Annotated in this window: 14 protein-coding genes; 6 read left to right on the forward strand and 8 right to left on the reverse strand. The window is 71.3% G+C overall.

The window, feature by feature from the left end; genetic code table 11:
* From ACFVIM_RS08500 to ACFVIM_RS08510, 3 genes are all read right to left on the reverse strand, one after another.
* Positions 1-1,423, reverse strand: a 1,423-nt coding sequence (locus ACFVIM_RS08500; RefSeq protein WP_384299901.1) for a CotH kinase family protein, incomplete at its 3' end; no start/stop codon positions are given.
* A complete protein-coding gene (locus tag ACFVIM_RS08505) occupies positions 1,423-2,106 on the reverse strand; it encodes a DUF4956 domain-containing protein (protein ID WP_384299902.1) in 684 nt (227 codons plus the stop codon). The genes ACFVIM_RS08500 and ACFVIM_RS08505, both read right to left, overlap by 1 nt.
* On the reverse strand, positions 2,103-3,029 hold the full coding sequence (locus tag ACFVIM_RS08510) for a polyphosphate polymerase domain-containing protein (RefSeq protein ID WP_384299903.1): 927 nt from the start codon (positions 3,027-3,029) through the stop codon (positions 2,103-2,105). Before ACFVIM_RS08510 ends, ACFVIM_RS08505 begins: the two co-directional genes overlap by 4 nt.
* A gap of 446 nt (positions 3,030-3,475) precedes the next feature.
* Between ACFVIM_RS08510 and ACFVIM_RS08515 the strand changes: the two genes are divergently transcribed.
* Together ACFVIM_RS08515 and ACFVIM_RS08520 are read left to right on the forward strand one after the other, a co-directional pair.
* A complete protein-coding gene (locus tag ACFVIM_RS08515; RefSeq protein WP_384299904.1) occupies positions 3,476-6,223 on the forward strand; it encodes an AAA family ATPase in 2,748 nt (915 codons plus the stop codon).
* Between the two features lie 328 nt (positions 6,224-6,551).
* Positions 6,552-6,914, forward strand: coding sequence for a beta/gamma crystallin domain-containing protein (locus ACFVIM_RS08520; RefSeq protein ID WP_384299905.1), 363 nt, complete (start codon positions 6,552-6,554; stop codon positions 6,912-6,914).
* A 135-nt stretch (positions 6,915-7,049) separates the two neighbouring features.
* Here ACFVIM_RS08520 and ACFVIM_RS08525 read toward each other — a convergent pair whose 3' ends face one another.
* Positions 7,050-7,652: a GNAT family N-acetyltransferase gene (locus ACFVIM_RS08525; RefSeq protein ID WP_384299906.1), complete on the reverse strand. Its 603-nt coding sequence runs from the start codon at positions 7,650-7,652 to the stop codon at positions 7,050-7,052.
* Positions 7,653-8,108: 456 nt separating this feature from the next.
* Here ACFVIM_RS08525 and ACFVIM_RS08530 point away from each other — a divergent pair, with 456 nt between their 5' ends.
* Positions 8,109-9,293 carry an NAD(P)/FAD-dependent oxidoreductase gene (locus ACFVIM_RS08530; RefSeq protein WP_384299907.1) on the forward strand — a complete coding sequence of 395 codons (1,185 nt, stop codon included), beginning with the start codon at positions 8,109-8,111 and terminating at the stop codon, positions 9,291-9,293.
* A gap of 10 nt (positions 9,294-9,303) precedes the next feature.
* Positions 9,304-10,242, forward strand: a complete 939-nt coding sequence (locus ACFVIM_RS08535; RefSeq protein ID WP_384299908.1) for a sigma-70 family RNA polymerase sigma factor — start codon at positions 9,304-9,306, stop codon at positions 10,240-10,242.
* A gap of 235 nt (positions 10,243-10,477) precedes the next feature.
* Here the strand turns inward: ACFVIM_RS08535 and ACFVIM_RS08540 are convergent, their stop codons facing one another.
* The 4 genes from ACFVIM_RS08540 to ACFVIM_RS08555 all read right to left on the reverse strand — a co-directional run bounded on the left by ACFVIM_RS08540 (position 10,478) and on the right by ACFVIM_RS08555 (position 14,770).
* Complete coding sequence (locus ACFVIM_RS08540) at positions 10,478-11,575, reverse strand: alkene reductase (protein ID WP_384299909.1); 1,098 nt, start codon at positions 11,573-11,575, stop codon at positions 10,478-10,480.
* A gap of 144 nt (positions 11,576-11,719) precedes the next feature.
* Positions 11,720-12,715 (reverse strand): LLM class flavin-dependent oxidoreductase, encoded by a 996-nt coding sequence (locus tag ACFVIM_RS08545; protein WP_384299910.1) that lies wholly within the window; start codon positions 12,713-12,715, stop codon positions 11,720-11,722.
* Between the two features lie 90 nt (positions 12,716-12,805).
* A complete protein-coding gene (locus ACFVIM_RS08550; protein ID WP_384299911.1) occupies positions 12,806-13,732 on the reverse strand; it encodes a zinc-binding dehydrogenase in 927 nt (308 codons plus the stop codon).
* 273 nt (positions 13,733-14,005) lie between these two features.
* Positions 14,006-14,770, reverse strand: a complete 765-nt coding sequence (locus tag ACFVIM_RS08555) for a hypothetical protein (RefSeq protein WP_384299912.1) — start codon at positions 14,768-14,770, stop codon at positions 14,006-14,008.
* A gap of 162 nt (positions 14,771-14,932) precedes the next feature.
* Between ACFVIM_RS08555 and ACFVIM_RS08560 the strand changes: the two genes are divergently transcribed.
* Together ACFVIM_RS08560 and ACFVIM_RS08565 are read left to right on the forward strand one after the other, a co-directional pair.
* On the forward strand, positions 14,933-15,535 hold the full coding sequence (locus ACFVIM_RS08560) for a TetR/AcrR family transcriptional regulator (RefSeq protein WP_384299913.1): 603 nt from the start codon (positions 14,933-14,935) through the stop codon (positions 15,533-15,535).
* A gap of 250 nt (positions 15,536-15,785) precedes the next feature.
* On the forward strand, positions 15,786-20,882 hold the full coding sequence (locus ACFVIM_RS08565) for a caspase family protein (protein ID WP_384299914.1): 5,097 nt from the start codon (positions 15,786-15,788) through the stop codon (positions 20,880-20,882).
* Positions 20,883-20,934: the final 52 nt, after the last annotated feature.

A 20,934-nucleotide genomic window follows, 5' to 3' on the forward strand; every position in this document is an offset into this window, starting at 1 on the left:
TGCCCGGAGGCACCCCTTCCGGCGGGTCTCCGGGGCCGCCGCCCGGTGCGCCCGGTGAGACGCCGTCCGCCGCGCCGGGCGGAACCCCGTCCGGAGCCGCGCCCGGGTTCCCGCCCCCGTTCCCACCGGCACGGGCGCCGGGCATCCTCAGGCCCCTGCCCAGGGGGTCGTCGGGTCCGGCGGTGGCGTCGCCGCCGAAGGAGAGGTTGTAGTCCCAGCCCAGGACGGAGAACTTCTCGGTGTCCAGGTCGTACCAGAGGAGGTAGTTCTTGCCGGGGCCTGCCATGTCGTCGAAGTTCAGCAGCAGGTTCTGCGAGGCGGTGTAGCGGGCCAGGGACGCGATGTCCACATACCGGCCGAGGTCGCGGGCGAACTCCTCGTCCGAGGCTCCGTCGGCCCATCGGATCAGCCTCATCACCGGTTCGAGATCCTGGCTGCCCTTCTTGTTGAGCTGCTCGAAGGAGCTCTCGTACGCGGTCGGGTCATCGCCCTGGTACGCGAAACCGCCCCCGGCCTTGGCCTTGTAGAGGACCCCGTCGCCCCCGGCGATGTCGTCGGCGTAGTCGGTGTCCGGGGCCTCGACCATCAGACGGGTGGCCACGGGGCGGCCGTTCACCTTCAGCTCGGTGAAGGCGTACCGCTCGGCCTTCTGTCCGCTCGCCCCGGTCAGGGAGAGCGACAGCGCCTCGTTGAGCGGTACCTGGCCGTTGCTGCCCGGCCGGAGCGCGATCTCACGTTCGCCCTGGTAGGCACGGCCTTCGACATACTTGTCGATCTTGACGAGCCAAGGCAGCTCCTCGGGTTTCCCGGCGGACAGCTGATAGCGCACCATCCCGCCCAGGCCACCGGGACCCTGGTCGTCTCCTCCGCCCGGCCCACCGGCACCCTGGCCCGCGTCCTGACCGGTACCGCCCGCACCGCCGGGCGCGGCCCGCCCCTCACCGGCCCGCCCCTCACCAGGTGGGGCCTGACCGCCACGGGGCATCCCGGCCCGGCCACCGCCGGGCGGGCCCATGCCGCCCCGCAGGGGCGACAGGGTGGAGTTGCCCTTGAGCCGGATGCCGACGTCAGGGAGTGCGACCCCGTCGATCACGAGGTCGGCCTCGATGTACTCCTTGGTGCCCTCCTCCTCGAACTCCCTCATCATCTTCTCGAAGTCGGTCTGCGCGTAGGTGAGCTGGACCGAGTGCGCCACCGAGGTGTCATACAGGGCCACGGTCCCCTGGACATCGTCGGTGATCGGGTCGGCCTCGACCCGGGAGGACGAGGTGACATACGGGGAGATCCGCAGATCGCCGAGGAAGGCGACCATCGCCGCCAGGCTCACACCGAGTGCCGCGGCGGGCTTCCAGTGCTGCCTCAGCCGCACCGGAACCCGGTCCCGGATCCGCCCGCGCCGCCGGACGGCGGTCCCGTCGCCCATCACAGATCCGTGGTGTCGTAACCGGTCAGCACGGTCACCCGCTGACCCGAGGTGCGCTCCTGAAGGGCGCTGACCAGTTCGCCGGGCTCCGTGCCCTTCTTCAGCCGCACCGTGTAGAAGACCTCGCAGAGCGCCCCTCCCCTGATGGTCTCCGTACTGACCAGTTCGAATTCGCTGGTGTACTTGATCAGCACATCACGGATCCCCGGTGTGTGGTCATCGCCCGCGGGGACCTGGACCTTGACGACCTGCCGCTGCACGTTGAGCGCGAACCAGTCGAACCTGTACATCACCAGGGTCACGGCGCAGATCACGACGGCGCCGACCGCGGCGAGAGTGTAGAAGCGGGCACCGCAGGCCATGCCGATGGCCATGGTCAGGAAGATGAATCCGACGTCCCGGGTCTCCTTGACCGCGTTGCGGAACCGGACCACGGACAGGGCACCGACCAGGGAGAAGGCGCGGGCCAGGTTCGAGCCGACGACCAGCATGATCAGCGCGACGACCATGCCGACGACGACCAGCGTCTGCACAGAGGACTGGCTGTAGGAGATGTTGCGGTGGGTGTACCGGTAGACATGGCCGATCAGTGTGGACAGGACGAACGACAGCGCCATGGCCGCGACGACGTCGGCGACACTGAACGTGCCGCTCAGTTCCTGGAGTTCGAGATCGAAGTTCACTGTGCTCCTGCCTTGGGCGACGCGCCGTGCCGCGCCGACCGCTCATGGGGGTGGGCGGACCGCGGGCCGTCCGACTCGTCGACGTGGAAGACCGAGCGGGGCGCCAGCCCGAATGCCTCGACGGACTGCACGTACTTCGAGATCCGGACGAGGTTGAGGTTGCGGCGCGCGGTCAGGTCCGTGATCCAGGAAGGGGTGCGCTCATTGACCTTGATCTCCATGACCGCCAGATGCGGCGGGATGGTGAACCGGTTCTCCGGTGTCGGGACGCCGAAGTGGAAGTCCCGGTCCCGGCCCCGGACCCGGCGGTCGAGGGTGACCCGCAGACCGGTGTCCGCATCCCGCCCGACCAGGGCCTCGCGCTGGTAGCCGGTGATCGCGGTGGGCCGCAGGTTCAGCCGTACGATCAGTTCGAGCACTTCCTGGACGAAGGCGCTCTCCCGGGGCGAGTGGTCCACCAGCTCCCGGTGGTCGCAGAGCCGCCGCGCCAGGCCGTAGGGCAGGGTGACGCGGCGCTTCTGGGTGACCCGGTTGACGCGCTGCTTGATCTCCACACAGACCGGCACGTCGTCCGTGACCCCGCCGGGATCCCCGTAGTGGCGGATGCGCAGCTTCCGGCGGAACTTCAGGCCCTCGATCTTCTCCCAGTAGAACCGCAGCTGAGGAGTGTCGTAGTACAGGCTCCACACTCCGTACCCGCCGACCGGGCTGTGCGGGTCCCGGTCCATCCGCTCGGCCAGCTCGTCCCGGATCCCGGCCGCCCGCTCGACGGGTACCAGGTACTTCAGCTCGAACCGGTTGAACGCGTGCAAGCGGCTGGCGACATGCGACGGCCGTTCACTCACCCCCTCCGCACCGCCGGGCTCCCGGACGGCACCCCCTCGCCCCGCCCCGTCCGCGACCGTCCTCGACGGCAACACCATGCGCCTCCCCTGCTCGTCCACACCGGACCGACCGGCCACGCCCAGGCAACCAACGGCGTATGAGGAGCCGATGAGAAACACAGGTCGATTCCGGGAGTCCGCGCCACGGGGCGTCGGAGCGCGGGCCAGCACCGGGCACCGGGCGCCGGGCATCGGGCATCGGTGCCGCCAGCGGCATGGGCATCGGCTACCAGACCGCCCCACCTCCTGGCCGGACGCGCACGGTCCGCTCACCCGTCCGCCTCCCCGCACCGCACCGGCTCCTCCCTTGCCGCGGGCGGGCTGGAGCGGGACCAGGCCAGGCCAGGCGCGACGACTCTCCTCCTGGCCGACAATCACCCGGGAACCGCGGGGACCACATAGCGTTGAGTGCCGGGCGGGAGAGGTACACAGACGGGGCGCCAGTCCGGCCAACCGTCCGCCGTCGCCCCTGGGAGAGCCGCAGGATGCTTCTCGGCCGAGGCACGGAGTGCAAGGCGATCGAAGGGCTGCTCGCGACGGCGCGGGCGGGCCGCGGTGGTGTGCTGGTGGTACGCGGTGAGATCGGTATCGGTAAGACCGCGCTCCTGGAGCATGCCCGTGATGCCGCGTCGGGGTTCCGGGTGGAGCATGTGGTCGGCGTGGAGTCCGAGACGGAGTTCGCGTTCGCCAGTCTGTACCAGCTGTGTGCGCCACTGCTGGACCGGACGGGCGCGTTGCCCCGTCCGCAACAGGCGGCCCTGGGGGTGGCGTTCGGGCTGTGCGACGGCGATCCGCCGGACCAGCTTCTGGTGGCACTGGCCACCCTGGGTCTGCTGGCCGAGGCGGCCGAGGAACGGCCGCTGCTGTGCCTGGTGGATGACGCGCAGTGGTTGGACGTGGCATCCGCGCGGATCCTCGCCTTCGTGGCGCGGCGGGTGCGGGCCGAGCGGCTGGGGCTGGTGTTCGCCCTGCGCGACCCCGACGAAGGACCCGGCGACGCACGCGTGTTTGCGGGGCTGCCGGAGCTGGGCTTGGCCGGGCTCGGCGAGGCGGACGCGCGCGAGGTGTTCTCCACCGCGGTCAGGGCACCGCTGGACGAGCGGGTGCGTGACCGGATCATCGCCGAGGCGCGGGGCAACCCGCTGGTGCTGACGCAGCTGCCCCTGAGCGCGGAGCCGACGGAACTGGCGGGCGGATTCGGGCTACCGAACGTCCTGAGCGTGCCGCGCAAGATCGAGGAGTGCTTCCAGCGCCGGTCGCGCGACTTGCCGGCCGAGACACAGTTGCTGTTGCTGGTCGCGGCGGCCGAGCCACTCGGCGACACGTCACTGCTGTGGGACGCGGCCGGGCATCTCGACATCGGCACCGACGCGGCCGCACCGGCGGAGACGGCGGGGCTGCTGGAGGTCGGCACCCGGGTACGGTTCCACCATCCGCTGGTACGTTCGGCGGTCTACCGGGCGGCCCCCCTGTCCGACCGTCGCCGCGTGCACCACGCGCTGGCCGTGGCCACCCAGACCAGGGCCGAGCCCGACCGTCACACATGGCACCGTGCGCAGGCCGCTCTCAGGACAGACGAGACGATCGCCGCGGAACTGGAGCGCTCGGCCGGCCGGGCCCTGGGCCGCGGCGGACTGGCGGCGGCCGCCGCGTTCCTGGAACGGGCGGTCGCGCTCACCCCCGAACCCGGCGACCGTGCGCACCGTGCGCTGCGCGCCGCACACGCCAAGCACAACTCCGGCGCGCCCGACGCCGCCCTGGAGTTACTGACCCTCGCCGAGGCCGGGCCGCTGCCCGCCGTGGAACGCGCCCGGGCGAAGCTGCTCCGGGCCCAGATCGCCTTTCACACGGCCCGGAGCGACGACCTGCCCGGGAGACTGCTGGACGTCGCGAAGGAGCTCACCCCGCTGGACGCCACGCTGGCTCGCGAGACCTACCTGATGGCCCTGGAATCCTCCCATCTGCCCCATTCATGCGAGCGCCGAGTGCTGGAGGTGGCCGAAGCCGCCCAGTCCGCACCGGTACCGTCGGCGCCGCCACGCGTGGTGGACCTCTTTCTCGACGGGCTGGTGGCCAGGGCCACCCACGGGTACGAAGCGGGCGTACCCGACCTGCGGCGGGCGCTCACGACGCTCCGTGACCACGGTCATGAATCCCACCAGGCGGCGGGGGACGGCGAGGACAGCCATTGGTTACTGCTGGGGTGCCGTGTCGCGATGGCGCTGTGGGACCAGGAGACACTCCACACCCTCGCCACTCGCCGCGTCCGGCTCGCCCGGGAGACCGGCGCGCTGGCCGTCCTCCCTTCCGCGCTCAGCGTCCTCGCCGATGTGCTCGTGTCCACCGGCGAACTCGCCCGGGCAGCCGAGCTGAACGCCGAGGCCACCGCGTACACGCAGGTGACAGGGGCCGCGCCACTGCCCGGCAATGACATCCTGCTGGCGGCTTGGCGCGGGCGGCAGGCCACGGTCGACGAGCTCCGCACGGTCGTCGTTCAGGAGGCCACCGGGCAGGGCAAGGGTGCGTCGGCCGGTCTGGCCCAGCACGCCCTGGCGGTGCTGCACAACGGCCTGGGGAAGTACGGTGCCGCCCTCGCCGCCGCCATACCGCCGTGCGAGTCGGACGAGCTGGCGCACAGCAGCATGGTGTTGCCCGAGTTGATAGAGGCGGCGGTCCGCACCGGTCAGCTGGACCGCGCCACCGCCGCCCAGCGACTGCTCAGTTCACGAGCGCGCGCCAGCGGCACCCAGTGGGCCCTTGGACTCGCCGCCCGTTCACGGGCGCTGACCAGCACCGGACCAGCGGCCGAAGAGGCGTACGGCGAGGCGATCGAGCGGTTCGACCGGAGCCGAATGATCCCCCACCTCGCCCGCGCCCACCTCGTCTACGGCGAGTGGCTGCGCCGCGAACGGCGCCGTCAGCACGCCCGTGAACAACTCCGTATCGCGCACCGGATGCTGGACGACATGGGTGCGGATGGATTCGCCGCCCGGGCCGCCCGCGAGCTGCGCGCCACTGGTGAGCGGCCCCACAAGCGGGCTGCCCGGGCGGCCGACGCGCTCACCGCCCACGAGCTGCACATCGCCAGGCTGGTCGCCACCGGGGCCACTTCCAAGGAGGTCGGCGCGCAGTTGTTCCTGAGCCCACGCACCATCGACGCCCATCTGCGCAGCATCTTCCGCAAGCTGCACCTCACGTCCCGCCGTCAGCTGCGCGACCTGCCGCTGTCCTGACCCCCGGGCGGGCGTTCCCGGGCGGCACCGCGTATAGGCGATGTTCGCCGATGCGGTGGCGGTACCGCAGTGGCGACCATGGACACATGCCCCAGGGACGACCGCGGCGGTTTCATCGCGGCGGCGCCCCTGGGCCGTGATCGTGCCGCGGGTGAGGGCCGTGGGTTCCCCCTCCGAGTCGGCGCGACCGCCTCATGAGCGGCGGGCAGGAGGTCCGGTGACGCGATCACCGACCACCCTCCTGGCCGCGCGTGTTCCGAAGATCCGAACGCGCTCGTCACCGTACGGGCGCGTGTCCCCAACAAGAGGAGTATGTGTGAAGCCTTCCTTGAGCCGGTCTCTCGGAGTCGCTTTCGCCACGATGGCCGCCCTGGGCGCCACAGCTGTACCCGCCGTCGCGAGTGCCCCGTCCGACGGGTTCTCCACACTCATCAACGGTGTCCCTTGCAACCAGACCGACTTTCTGGAGATCCACAACAACAACGGTCAGAGCGTCCTCTGCTTCGCCAACGGCGGATGGATGCCGGTCGCCATCTACGGCGTCAACTGGGTCGAGTCAGGGAACAACAGGGTGAAGCTCCAGTTCCAGCGGCATCTGAGCAACCCGTCCCTCGAAGATGTGACCCTGGCGAAATGGAGCACGTGGAACCCTGGCCACGTCCACAAGGTGATCCGGATCGAGATCTTCTGATCTCCAGGGGAGAGCGTCCCTCGTGACGCGGCGGCACCGGACGGGCGTTGCACGGCCCGTCCGGGCCGGCCCCCGCGGGGACCGCCGGCGAGCTGGATCTCCTTGGCCATATCGAGGGCGTACGAGACGAGGGTGTCAGCCTTCGGTGACCGGCTCCCGGCGCATGCACCACACCCGGGGGCCGCCGTCGACGCCCGGCAGTTCCGCCGTGGTACGGAAACCCAGCCGCTCGTACAGCCGGACGTTCCGCTCGGTCGAGGTCTCCAGGTAGCACGGCTGTCCGGCCAGGTCGGCGGCGGCGAGACCGGGGCGGATGACGGCGGCGCCCAGCCCCTGGCCCTGGTGACCGGGGTCCACGGCGGCCGCCGCGAGGAACCACACCGGCTCCTGGGGGCGGTGCGGCTCCACCGCGCTCTCCGCCGCCTCGTAGGCCGCCGCCCGGTCGCCCGCGAGCTCGGCGATCAGCGGGCCGACCTCGGCGAACCCGGGGGCCGGGTCGTTCTCCGGCGTGGTCCACACGGCGACGGCATGGCCCTCCCCACCGACCCACACCCGGCCGTACGGCATCCCGATCCGCGTGAGGAACAACTCCTGCAGCCGTCGCACCCGCTCCTCGTGGTCGTCGGCGGCCACCACGTGCCGGGTGTACGGATAGTCCGCGAACGCGTCCGCCAGGGTACGGACGGCGGCGGGGATGTCCGCGGGGGTCGCGGGGCGCACAAGGCCGGCGGGTGTCATATGGGGCGTACTCCTGTCACTGTGGGGCCCCGCCGCGGCGGCGGGGCCGGAAAGATCATCAGGCCGCGAACGAGGGCCCCGCAACCGGGATTCCAGCGGGCACCGGCCGACCCATCGGCCCCACGCCGCAGGTCACCGAACCGGTCGCCCGACGCTCCGGCCGACGTGACCGTCCGCTGGACGCGGTGGACGGACAGGACGTATCGGGTCGGGTGGCGGGCACAGGACGGGCGGTGGGCGCGGTCCGTAGCCGGTCCTGCCGCCGACTGAGGTCAGGTGTCCGCAGGGAGGTGCCCCCGCGCCGGGCGGCGTCGACCCGTCCCGCCCCGTGCACCGGCCCCGGGCAGGACCCCGCACAGGGAGCCACGCCCCGTGACCCGCATCACACTCGGACCGTGTCAGCAAGCGGGGCGCCATCTCGTTCAGGAGTCACGCGTACGAGACAGGAGCAACGCCATGAAGCACCGCATCGTCGTCCTCGGTGCCGGATACGCCGGAGCCTTCGCCGCCGGCGTCCTGGCCCGCCGGCTCTCCGCCGCCGACACCGAGATCACCGCCGTCAACGCCGATCCCGACTTCGTCGAGCGGATGCGGCTCCACCAGCTCGCGAGCGGCCAGGACCTCCCGGCCCGCACGCTCACCGACATGTTCGCCGGTACCGGAGTGCGGCTGCGCCTGGCGCGGGTCACCGGTGTCGACACCGAGCACAGGACCGTCGCCGTCACCGGCGACGGTCCCGACCTCGTGTACGACACCCTCGTCTACGCGCTCGGCAGCTCCGTGGCGCACCACGGCGTCCCGGGCGCGGCCGAGTACGCCTTCGACGTGACCGGCTACTCCTCGGCGCTGCGGCTGCGCGAGCGCCTGGCCGGCCTGGGCGCGGGCGGCACGGTGCTGGTCGTCGGTGAGGGGCTGACCGGCATCGAGGCCGTCACCGAGTTCGCCGAGTCCCGGCCCGGTCTCTCGGTCGCGCTCGCCGCGCGTGGCGAACTGGGCGCCTGGCTCTGCCCGAAGGCCCGCCGTCACCTGCGCCAGGCCTTCGACCGGCTCGGGATCACCCTGCACGAGCACACCGCCATCGCGGCCGTCGAGCCCGGCCGCGCGCTCACCGACGGCGGTCTGTCCATCCCGTCCGACGTGACCGTCTGGTCCGCCGGATTCGCCGTACACCCCATCGCGGCCGCCAGCGGCCTGGAGGTCGCCGAGTCCGGCCAGATCGTCGTCGACCGCACCATGCGCTCGGTCTCGCACCCGGACGTCTACGCCGTCGGTGACTGCGTCTACGCGATCGGCGACAACGGCCGACCGCTGCCGATGTCCTGCGCCTCGGCGGGCTTCACCACCATGCAGGCGACCGCCGCGATCATCGCGCGCCTGACCGGCCGGAAGATGCCGACCGTCGGGCTGAAGTACCACGGCAACCACATCAGCCTCGGACGGCGGGACGCGATCTTCCAGCTGGTGGACGGGGACGCCCGGTCGAAGTCCTGGTACCTGGGCGGCCGGACCGCCGCCCTGCTCAAGGCGGGTGTGCTCAAGGGCGCCGGGTGGAACATCGCCTACCCGGGCTTCGGCATACCGAGGCGCAAGCACCGCCTGGCCAGGACGACGGGCCTGTCCGGTGCACGGGTCGCCGCCTAGTCTGCTCCGCGTGGAGATCGCGTCCCTCGACCGGTTCGAGGCCAGCCGGGGCCGGCTGGCCTCACTCGCGTACCGCCTGCTCGGCTCGGCCACCGACGCCGAGGACACCGTGCAGGACGCGTTCCTGCGCTGGCAGGCGGCGGACCGCGAGCGCGTCGAGGTGCCCGAAGCCTGGCTGACCACGGTCGTCACCCGTCTCTGCCTCGACCGGCTCCGCTCCGCGCGGGCCCGTCACGAGCGCGCGGCCGGTGTCCGGCTGCCCGAGCCGCTCCTGGAGGGTGATCCGATGCTCGGCCCCGCCGACACCGTCGAGCAGCGCGAATCGGTGTCCCTGGCCGTGCTGACCCTCCTGCAACGCCTCGCTCCGGTCGAGCGGGCCGTCTACGTCCTGCGGGAGGCCTTCGCGTATCCCCACGCCGAGATCGCGGGAATGCTCGGCATCACCGAGTCGGCGAGCCAGCAGCACGCGCACCGCGCCCGCGTCCGGATCGCCACCGAGCGCCGCCGGGGCAGCGACGCCGACCCCGCGTCCGCCCGCCGGATCGTCGAGGAGTTCCTCGCCGCGGCCGTGTCGGGGCGCACCGAACGGCTGGTGGAACTGCTCGCCGACGACGCGACCGCGGTCTCGGACGGCGCGGGACTGGCCAGGCGGCTCCTGCGGTACGAGACGCGCGAGCGCGTCGCCTCGCTCGCGCGGGCCGGTTTCAAGCCCACCCCGGCGAAGCGACGGTGGGTCGGCGGCTCCCCCGCGCTCCATATCGCGCTGGTGAACGGCGCCCCGGCCGTCCTCGCCGTGGCCGAGGGCCGGGTCGTGGGCGCCGTCGTGTTCGATATCGGCGACGGCGTGGTCATGTCCCTGCACGGCATCGCCGCCACGGACCGGCTCGTCCGCCTCAACCAGGTCTGGCGACAGCGCGAACCCGACGCGCCGGTCATCAGCGCGTGGTGACCGGGGCGTGGTGACCGGCGCCACCGCGCCCCGGCGGCCGGACCTCAGGCCACACCCTCGCCCTCACCGGGCGATCCACCGAGAGATCCATCGAGGTGATCCATCGTGACGCGCGGCCGAGGACACCAGTACGCGTGCGGCGAACCACCGCGGCCGGAGGGAACACGGAAGCCGTGCGTCGGGGCACGCACCCGCGAGCCGCCGCCGGGGTGGCGTCCGGACCCGGCCGCCGGGCTCAGCGGCGGATGACCGGGGCCGGGTGCACCGGGTCCAGGGAGGGGTAGTCGGTGTAGCCCGCCGCGCCCCCACCGTAGAAGCCCTTCGGGCGCGCCTCGTTGAGGGGGGCGCCGATGCGGCAGCGGCTGACCAGGTCGGGGTTGGCGAGGAAGTCCCGGCCGAAGGAGACCAGGTCCGCGCCGCGCGCCAGGGAGTCCGCGGCGGCCTCCGGCTTGTCCCGGTCGGCCGGGAGCGGGGTGACCATGAGGGCCGTGGGCCACAGCTCCCGTATCGCCGCGTCGAGTTCCGTACCGGTCTCGCCATGGTGCAGATAGGCGATCCCCAGCGGGGCGAGCGCGCGGACGAGCGCCGTGTAGGTGCCGTACGGGTCGTGCTCCGCCAGATCGCCGAAGGGGTGGGACGGGGAGATCCGCACCCCGACCCGGTGGGGTCCGACGGTCTCGGCGACGGCGCGGGTGATCGCGACGGTGAGCCGGACGCGGCCCTCGGTGGAGCCGCCCCAGCGGTCGGTGCGGAGGTTGGCGTTGTCCGCGAGGAACTGGTGGAGCAGATAGCCGTTGGCGGCGTGGATCTCGACTCCGTCGAGTCCGGCTGCCGTCGCCCGGCGGGCGGCGTGGACGAAGTCGTCGATCAGTTCCCGTATGCCGTCCTCGGTGAGCGCGGTCGGGGTGACGGCGGTGACCCGCCCGGCGTGGGTGTGGATGAGGGTGTCGGCGGCCACGGCCGAGGGGGCGACCGGCCGGACGCCCTCGGGCAGAAAGCCGGGGTGGGCCAGCCGTCCGGCGTGCATGAGCTGGAGGAAGACGCGCCCGCCCGCCGCGTGGACACCGTCGGCGACCCGGGCCCAGCCGTCCTGGTGGGCGTCGGTGAACAGGCCGGGCGCGTCCGGGCCGATGGCCCCGGCGACGGCGGGATGGGTGCCCTCGGCGACGATCAGCCCGGCCGAGGCGCGCTGGGCGTAGTAGTGCGCCATCAGCGCGCTCGGGGTACCGTCGGCCGCCGCGCGGGCACGGCTCATCGGGGCCATGACCATACGGTTGGACAGGGTGAGGTCGCCGAGCCGGATGGGCTCGAAGAGGGCGGCGGGCGCGTGCACGGGTGGTGTCCTTTCGGGTCTGGTCAGGGCCGGTCGGATCGGGCCAGGTCCAGGTCCAGGTCTGGTCTGGTCTGGCCGGATCGGGCTGGAGCGGAGCGGGTCGGGTCGGGTCGGGTCGGAGCGAGCCGGTCGGGTCGGGTCGGGTCAGAGGTTCCAGGTCTTGGCGAGCAGTTCGTACGAGCGCAGCCGGGCGTCGAAGTCCCATGCCTCGCTGAGGATCATCAGCTCGTCGGCGCCGGTGCGTTCGGCCAGGCCCGCGAGGCCCTGGCGGACGGTGTCCGGGGTGCCGACGTAGGACTCGGCGAGCATGGCGTTCACCATCCGCGCCTCCTGCGGCGACCAGAGGGCGTCGATGTCGTCCACCGGCGGGCGGAACTCCATGCCGCCGCGGAAGTGGGTGAGGAACTTCTGCTGCAGCGAGCTGAAGATCCGTACCGCCTCACGCCCGGTGTCGGCGACGACGGCGTTGGCCGCGACGATCGCGTACGGCTTCGCCAGGGTCGCCGAGGGGCGGAATCCGGCCCGGTACAGCTCCAGCGCGGGCAGCAGCTGGTCGGGCGAGAAGTGGGAGGCGAAGACGAACGGCAGTCCCTCACGGGCGGCGAGGGCCGCGCCGAAGGTGCTGGAGCCGAGGATGAAGACGGGCACACCGGAGCCCTCGCCGGGTATGGCGCGGACCTTGCGCTCGGCGCTTCCGGGAGCGAGGTAGCCGCGCAGTTCGGCGGTCAGCTCGGGGAAGTCGGCACCGCTCTGGTGCTCACGCCGCAGGGCGCGGGTGGTCCACGGGTCGCTGCCGGGCGCGCGGCCGAGGCCGAGGTCGATCCGGCCGGGGTGGTAGGCGGCGAGGGTGCCGAACTGCTCGGCGACGATGTACGGGGCGTGGTTGGGCAGCATGACGCCGCCCGCGCCGACCGTGATCCGCTCGGTGGCGGCGGCGACCTGGCCGATGATGATCGAGGTCGCGGAGGAGGCCATGGCCGGGGTGTTGTGGTGCTCGGAGATCCAGAAGCGGCGGTAGCCGTACGCCTCGGTGGCGCGGGCCAGCGCGACGGTGTTCGCGAGGGCCTCGGCGGCCGTCCCGTCGTTGCGGATCGGGGAGAGGTCGAGCACGGAGAGCGGGATTCCGATGGAGCTGTTCATGTCCGTTTCTTTCGGTGATACGGGGGTTGTCGATGGATTCGAGGGCCCGGCCGGACAGGTCGGCCGGGGCCCGGTCGATGGCGTCAGGGGTCAGGAGAGATCCAGGACGGCCTTTCCGGCGAGGCGGCTCTCGCGTACGGCGTCGAGGGTCGCGCCCGCGTCGGCCCAGTCGCCGCGCACGGCGATGTGCGGACGGAGCCTGCCCTCGGCCACCTCGGTGGCGAGCCAGGTCAGATCCCGGTCGACACCACCGCCGGCCATCTCGAAGAAGGTGACGATCGAACGGTTCTGACGGGCCGGGTCGGCGAGCAGCGCGCCCGGCGGGAACGTGGTCGGGCCACCGGAGGCCGCGCCGGTCAGCACGAGGGTGCCGCCCTCGCCCAGGGTGTCGAAGGCGGCGGCGAGAGCGGGCCCACCGACCTGGTCGAGCACACCGTCCACGGGCACGGTGACCGCTTCGGGGCCGGTGATGACCTCATGGGCACCGAGGGCGCGCAGTTCGCCGGAGAGCTCCGGCTTGCGGGCGACGGCGATGACGTACGCGCCGCCCCGGGCCGCGAGCTGGACGGCGAAGCGGCCGACCGCACCCGAGGCCCCGGTGATCAGGACCCGGCGGCCCAGGATCGGACCGAGCCCGCGCAGGGCGCGCAGCGCGGTCCCGGCGGAGACGGGCAGGGTGCTCATCGCGCCGAGATCGGCCCCTTCGGGGACGGTGCCGATCAGCGCGATGTCGACGGCGCGCAGCTCCGCCCAGCCGTCACTGAGGCCGAGGGTGGTCACCGGGGTGCCGACGGCGGGTCCGGAGCCATCGGCGGCGGCCCGCTCGATCACTCCGGCGGCGTCCCAGCCGATCACCGCGCCATCGGGCGCGCCGGGAAGGATGTAGCGGAACTCGGCCGGGTTGGGCGAGATCGCGGCGACCCGGACGAGCGCCTGGTGGGGCGCGGGTACGGGGTCGGGGGCCTCGGTGAGCCGCAGCTGCCCCGGGGCGGAGCGGTCGACGGTCAGGGCACGCATGGGGTTTCCTCCGGTTGTGGGGAGAAGGGGCACTCGGTGGTACTTGCCGGTATGGGCGCCTCGCCCGCGGGCGTGGCGGCAGTACTTGCCGGTGCGGGGCTCGCCCGGTGGGCGTGACGGGGGTACGTACCCGTACGGGCGCCTCGCCCGCGGGGGAGGCCGGTCGGAGCGGTCGGCCCGCTCCGACCGTGGATCACGGGCGCGGGCGCCCGGCCGGAACCGTGAGGGAGTTCCGGGCCGGACACCCCGCCCTTCCCCGCCGCCTCAGATGCCTCAGATCTGCGGCTTCGGGTGCGGCGGCGACACGTCGAAGGACGAGTGCGCGCCGCCGAGCGCGCGGGACTCGGGCAGCCAGGAGGAGATGATCAGGCTGGTCCGGTCCATGAGCTGCTCGGTGCCGAGCGCCTCGGGCAGGAAGCGGCCGAAGGCGTCCAGGCGCTCCAGGTACTCCAGGCCCTGGGAGACGGCGACAGCCGCGTCGGCGGCGCCGGACTTCTCGGCGACGGTGATGATGCCGATCTGCTTCTCCTCCGGCTGGAACATCAGCCAGACGCTGGACAGGCCCTGCTTCTGGGCCTCGTCGCGGATGGCGGGCCACACCTCGGCGAGCAGCCGCTCGACGTTCTCATCCGTGTACGAGTAGCGCTCGAAGCGGTTGACGTGGTGCGCGGTGGCCATCGGCTTGAAGTCGTGGGCGCCGGTGACCTTCCAGTAGTGCTTGTCCACGCCCGGGAAGCGGGACCAGAACTTCACACCCGGCTCCGGGAAGAGCTCCTCGTTGGTGAAGTGGTCGTAGTCGAGGACGTTCTCCCAGGTGTCGAAGAGGTAGCGCCCGCCGATGTACTTGACGCCGGTGGCCGGGTCGAAGCGCAGCGGGGTGTACTTGTGCCGCATGCCGGGACGGATGTCCATGTTGGGGCGCTCACGCTCCAGCATGTCGACGATGTCCTGCGTCGAGTAGCGGTCATCCAGGGGGAAGTCGGAGGTGAAGGCCGCCTCCGCCGTGATCGGACCGGTCTCGTAGCCGCGGACGTCCATGACGTTTCCTCTCGTAACTAACAGTACGTAGTGATTCCCACACGTTCCGGCATATCAACCGGACCGCTCGGTCATGTTCTGACCGTAGCACAGAACCTGACCGTGCGGTCCGCTTAGCTCCAGAAAATGTGACCGATCGGTCCGCTTATGTACGATGGGGCCATGCAAAGAGCCGACGCCGTACGCAACCGACGCCTGCTGATGGACGCCGCGACCGCCGAGTTCGCCGAGAACGGCATGGATGTGTCGATCACCCGCATCGCCACGCGCGCCGGGGTGGGCAAGGGAACCGTCTTCCGCCACTTCGACACCAAGGAACAGCTCCTGGCGGAGATCTTCAGCGACCGCCTGGAGGAACTGGTCACCGCCGGATCACACCTCGCCGACTCCGACGATCCGGGCGAGGCGCTGTTCACGTTCATGACGATCGGCACCGAGATCCAGGCCCGCGACCGCTCCTTCTGCCAGGCGGCCGCCGCCCTCTCCCGCTCCGAGGCCAGCGTCCACACCTCGCGCGAACGCCTCGCCGACGTCGCCGACACCCTCGTCATCCGCGCCCAGAAGGCCGGGGCCATCCGCGACGACATCACCGGCCTCGACATCGTGCTGCTGCTCAGCGCCGCCTCGCAGGCCGTCCTCAGCATCAGCGAGGACGCCCCCGGCCTCTGGCAGCGCTATCTCTCCATGATCTTCGACGGCCTCCGCACCCCGGCCGCCCGCCCCCTGCCGGTCCCCTCCCCCACCCGGGCCCAGTTCACCGGATAGCCGACTCCCCCGCCCGGGCCGGGCGGCCGCGCGAGACCCCGTACCCGGGTCCGGCCCCAGGCCCGCCGGACGCCACGGCCCCATCGCGACTCGCCGGATCCCCCCTCGGTGAGGAATCAGCCGCCACCCTCGCTTCCGCCTGTCCCGATACAGGTCACCGCCCCGCACCCACCACCTGATGTGCGGTGATCAGCAGACGGTGTCCGAGTGAAAGGATGGAGCCGTCCGAGGACAGCAGGGGGGAAGGAAGATGGAGAACGGCGGCCGTCGAGCGCTCTTGATCGGAGTCGGCGCCCACCCCGGAGCAGCGCACCGCCTCAGCCCCTTGAGGGCGGCGGTCGACGTGGATCTGCGGGTCATGAGTGCGGCGCTGACCGGCAGCGGGTACGTGGTGGAGCAACTGTGCGACCCGACGCGCAACGAGATCGCTGAGCGCATCACCGCCCTGTCGGACGAGGCTTCCGCCGGGGACACGCTCCTCCTCTACTTCACCGGACACGGCATACGCGTCGACGGCATCGACTACCTGGTGCCCGCCGACGCCCGAGCCCCCGCCCACGACGGGGACGAGCGGAACAGCTGGAAGCAGCCGCATGTCCGTGAGTCCCTGCTGGACGCCGACATCAGCAAGTACCTGGTCCACTGCCGGGCCGACACCGTCCTGTGGCTGATCGACGCGTGTCGCGAGGTCGGGGACGGTGGCGCCGCCGCGTTCGCCAGCCATGTCACCACGGGGCCGCCGCACTCGGGCTTCGCCATGATGACCGGGTGCGCACCCGGTAAACGCGGTGGATTCACCGAGCACGGGAGCTTCTTCACGCTCGCTCTGGCACGGGCCCTCGATCCGCTCACCGAGGCCGCCACCGTGGAGCAGGTGTATCAGGTGGCCCGGCGAGAGACACAGAGCATGGCCCGGCGCGCCGGGGCTGAACCGCAGCTTCCGCTGATCCGCTACGGCAGCGACCGGGAGACGGAGACCAGGGCGCGGGAGATCGCTCGGGGCAGGAGGCTGCTGGAAGCGTGGCAGGAGGCCGTCCGCACGACAGCGCTCTGGAACCAGGTACCGAAGGGCGACGCGGCGACTGTCACCCGGTTCCAGGGCTCCCTGGTCTCCCTGGCCGTGAGCGTTGCCCGTCATGTCCATCACGCCCAGACGCGGCTGCCCGACCCCTGGGCCGATGACGAGTTCCCCGTCCGCGTGCTCTGTGATCGTCTCCCAGCGCTGCTCCCCGAGGGGATCGAGCTGTCCTCTCTGGAGGTCACCGCCCTGATCGCGGGCGTGCTCTTGCACGAGGCAGCGTGGGCGGACCGGCTGAGCCAGGCCGCCGAACTCCGTCCGCAGCGCACGCGCCGCGTCTCCGGTGCCGATGATCAGCGGCGTCACTACGAGCAGGTCGCGGAGCAGCACCCGCAGGTCGCCGAGAAGCTCGACGGCTGGTACTGGTGGGAATCCGACCCCTCTGACGATCGCGACGCCGTCATGCTGTGGCTGGTGCATCAGTGGATCGCCGAGCGGTTCACCACGGATGAGGAAGCCGTATCAGAGGTGTGGATCGCGGGGTTCGTCACCACATTGCTGGAACGGGAGCCTCTCGTGCCGGACCGGGCACTCACCGGCCGGGCCGCCCAGCTGTCCGCCGCCTTGCGCACGGTCGCCGCGGGCATCTCCCTCGGTGCCCCGCCCGAGGACCAGCGACGAGCGACGCCCCCGGCCCGTCACATCGTCCACAAGACATCGCACCGCCTGAGGGCACGCCCCCTCGCGGCACTCCTGCGTCTGGCCGGACTGCTCGCCTTCGAGGCCCGACGCCTTCCCGAGGTTCTCGCCAGCCACCTCGCGGTCTCCGATCCGGTGGTGCCGCGCGAGGTTCTCGCCGTGATCCGCGATGCCGTGTGGGAGATCGACCGCGAGGGTGACGCGCCCCCTTACCTTCATCTGGACGCGGTATGTCCGCACCCCGCGATCCATGCCGCGCTCGCCTCCGTGGCCGAGGACGCCGACGAACTCACCCACGCGCTGCGGGAGACGGCCTCGCGGCTGCCGGGCGATGAGAGCTCCCTCCTGCGGGGCCTGCCGGCCCGGTTCACCGACCACCGGCTGAGACCCGGCCAACAGCACGGTCTCGATGCGTACGATGTGCCCCTCACCCGCTTCTCCCTCGCCCAGACAGAGATCCGCAGACTCTTCATGGGCGAGCAGTTGTACGACGGCAGGCCCACCCTCGCGCTACGAGAGCTGTATCAGAACGCTCTGGACGCCTGCCGCTACCGGCAGATGCGTGTCCGCTATCTGGACAGCTGCGGAAGGAATCCCGCGCCCTGGGCGGGGCAGATCCGGATCGAGGCCGGAGAGGACCGGCACGGTCGCTATATCGAATGCCACGACAACGGCGTCGGCATGACCGTCGACCAACTCAGGAACACCTTCACACGAGCCGGGCGCCGCTTCGACCAGTCCCACAGCTTCCGCCGTGAACAGGCGACCTGGCTGAGACACGACAAATCCTTCCGGCTCTATCTCAACAGCCGCTTCGGCATCGGCGTGTTCAGCTATTTCATGCTGGCCGACGAAATGGTGGTCATCACCCGCCCGGTCGGCCCTGACGGGCGCCCCGCCGAGAGGGCGCTGCGGGTGGAGATCCCGGTCAGCGACAGCCTGTTCCGGGTCCGGGACGCCGACGAAAGCGACGGAGTGGTTCTGCCCGAAGGAGGGACGTGTGTCCGTCTCTACCTCCGCGATTCCTCCGCCTTTCGACGAGTCTCCTGCGTTTCCGTTCTTCGCCCCTTGATACTCATCAGCGAGTTCCATCTGACGGTCCGTGACGATGACGGACAGGCAAGCGTGTGGCCACCGGGACGGCTCCAGCCGGGCGACGGCGGATCCGAGGTCGCCGCGGACTCCGCCGTCGAAGCGATACCCGGCGTCCTGTGGTGGGTCAAGGGCAACGGGGCGATCGTTTGTGACGGTATAGCCGCCGACACATTCCCCTGGGGCTATGTCCTCAACCTCTCCGGCGAGTTCGCGGGGAAACTCACTCTCAATCGAAACAAGCTGGAGCACTACGACATCAGATGGGCCCATCAGCAGATACGCCAGGGAGCGGAGGCACTCGCGCAATGGCCCACGCTGGACCTCGGCTGGCTCCGGGCCATCGAGGCCCGGCATCCCGAGATCGCCCGGATCCTGTGCTCCGAGTGGCGGGGCAGACATCTGCGGGTCGCCGCCGGGTACGGACGCACCGTAGATCTCGATGAGGTCGGCTGGTTCAAGCTGGACGCGGCCTTGAACAGTCAGCGGCACCAGTACGGCGAGGAAGGGCTCCTCCACGCGGCCGTCCGGCCCTGGCGGTCCGCCGCACTCGGGGACCGGTACGCGGGTGAGCGGGAAGCCACACCGCTGTCCCTCGAAGGCCACCCGGTGCCGTATCCGGGCTGGTCCGATATCGCGGAGAAGATCGACGGGGACTGGCGGAACACGGTGACATTCGCCGCGGAGCATGACATGACCGTGCTGGAAGTCCTCCGCGCGACACGAGGCCTGCGCATCACCCACCCCCGGTTCGGCGGACCGGCGGTACTCCGGGGCGGCGACCTCGACTGGGTGCCGGATGACGCTGATCTGCGCATCGTGAGGGGGCTCCGAGGCCCTGAACGCCCGCGGTACAACGTCGAGGTCACCTTCGGAGGACAGAAACGGGCCGCCGAGAAGTCGCCTGCCGAGATCTACTACCGCCATGCGCCGGGCGACCTCAGCGGCATCGTCCGTACCTCCGCCCGGGACCGTCAGACGCTCGGTGCGCTGGCCGCCACCTGCGCCAAGTACACCCCCTTTCTCCCGGAGCCGCTGCCCGCGATTCCGGACCATCACCGGACGTACATCTGCACCGACGACGACGTGGCCCTCCTCTATGTCCAGGAGAGCGCACATACCTGGCGCGCGGTGAGAACGCCCTGGGATATCAGGGCCGTGGCGGAGCGGACGGGCCGCAGCCCGCGCTCGGCGCGGCGGAGCATAGCCGCCTTCTCCTGGCTGCACCCCGTTCCCGATCCCGCTCTGGTCGACCGCTGGGCCGCCGTGCCACCCGAGCTCTTCCCCCTTCTGCGACGCTACGTGCGCGTCACCGGCGGCGGACACCCGGTACTCCCCTGGGCCGCCACCATCGATCTCGCGGCGGAGTGGGAGATCCCCGTCAGCAAGGCGGAGCGGGTGCTCGCGAAGGTGGCCCGGCCGCTGGGACTCGTCCACCACCGGCGGTACGAGAAGGGTTCGGCCGGTCGCCGGGAGATCCCCTCTCCCGACGTCGCCGAGCTCGTCGGCTGGCTGCACGGCGAGGGACTGCTTCTGGAGAACGGTGTATCGCTCCGCGATCTGGCGTATGTCCAGCCCCACAAGATGTCGCGTGAAGAACTCTCCTGGCACCTGGATGAACTCCGCGCCCTGGGGGTGGATGTTCCCGACGCGGCACCTCTCCTGCGGTCCTGGGACGACCTGCCCACACCCAGCCGATACGCGTTCTCCGGAGTCGACCCGTCGTTCGAAGCGGCCGACTACCCGGTATCGGCCACACCGGCCGTACTGGTCACCGCGAGCCAACAGCTGCGGCAGAAGCTGTCCTTCCTGTGGCGGACCGCCCGTCAGGAGGCACGGCGTCTGGACCTCGGTGACGGCATGGCCCCGCCGAAACTCCCCGAAGAGCTCAAGGCGTTCTCTCCGACACAGGACGAGACCGCCGCTCTGGTCACGTACGAATGGGACGACAACACCGAGTGGTGCGAGAGTCCCCAATGGTCGCCCCTGACACCTCAGCGTCTCGTCGACTACGCCCGCGCACGCCGCATCGGTGTACGCACGGCGTTCAACGCCCTCAAGCCGCTGCGTGCCATCGGGGCCCTTGTCCCGGACCTCTCCGTCGACGCCGTGGCGGCCTTGCCCGACGACGTGCCCTCCGCCCGTGACGCCGTGGCCGTGGACCCGGCCCATCGGGTCACCACCGCCGGATCCCCGCTGCTCCCTCTGGACCTCGTCAGCATCGCCGGTCGCCTCGGCGAGCCCATGCCTCATACGTGGCGCCGTATCGCCCCGTATCTGTGCATGGAAGATCAGCGGCCGACGGTCGACCACATCCCTGACCTCGTGCCGCACTGGCAGGATCTGGCGATCCTCAGCCAGGGATTCGACGGAAAGCTGCCCGCGCTCAGCGGCTCGGTGAGTCAGGACAGGCTGCTCGTCAGCGCTCACGCGGTCGGCGAGTCACCCCGGTGGGTCCGGGAACGGCTGGAGAGGTACGCGGACATGTTCGGGCTCGCTATCGCGCCCGTCGGTGAGAACGAGGAGACAGGACAGTAGATGGCAGGGGATATCCGGCCTCACGACCATGGGATCGCGTACGCCGAGGAAG

Origin of the sequence: Streptomyces sp. NPDC057638 (assembly GCF_042800315.1) — a bacterium.
Taxonomy (GTDB): Bacteria; Actinomycetota; Actinomycetes; order Streptomycetales; family Streptomycetaceae; genus Streptomyces.

What these genes read in the sequence shown, in the direction of transcription:
- ACFVIM_RS08510 (WP_384299903.1), bottom strand. Translation starts at nt 3,029, where the DNA reads ATGGTGTTGCCGTCGAGGACGGTCGCGGACGGGGCGGGGCGAGGGGGT.
- ACFVIM_RS08560 (WP_384299913.1), top strand. Translation starts at nt 14,933, where the DNA reads ATGCAAAGAGCCGACGCCGTACGCAACCGACGCCTGCTGATGGACGCC.
- ACFVIM_RS08525 (WP_384299906.1), bottom strand. Translation starts at nt 7,652, where the DNA reads ATGACACCCGCCGGCCTTGTGCGCCCCGCGACCCCCGCGGACATCCCC.
- ACFVIM_RS08515 (WP_384299904.1), top strand. Translation starts at nt 3,476, where the DNA reads ATGCTTCTCGGCCGAGGCACGGAGTGCAAGGCGATCGAAGGGCTGCTC.
- ACFVIM_RS08565 (WP_384299914.1), top strand. Translation starts at nt 15,786, where the DNA reads ATGGAGAACGGCGGCCGTCGAGCGCTCTTGATCGGAGTCGGCGCCCAC.
- ACFVIM_RS08530 (WP_384299907.1), top strand. Translation starts at nt 8,109, where the DNA reads ATGAAGCACCGCATCGTCGTCCTCGGTGCCGGATACGCCGGAGCCTTC.
- ACFVIM_RS08550 (WP_384299911.1), bottom strand. Translation starts at nt 13,732, where the DNA reads ATGCGTGCCCTGACCGTCGACCGCTCCGCCCCGGGGCAGCTGCGGCTC.
- ACFVIM_RS08555 (WP_384299912.1), bottom strand. Translation starts at nt 14,770, where the DNA reads ATGGACGTCCGCGGCTACGAGACCGGTCCGATCACGGCGGAGGCGGCC.
- ACFVIM_RS08545 (WP_384299910.1), bottom strand. Translation starts at nt 12,715, where the DNA reads ATGAACAGCTCCATCGGAATCCCGCTCTCCGTGCTCGACCTCTCCCCG.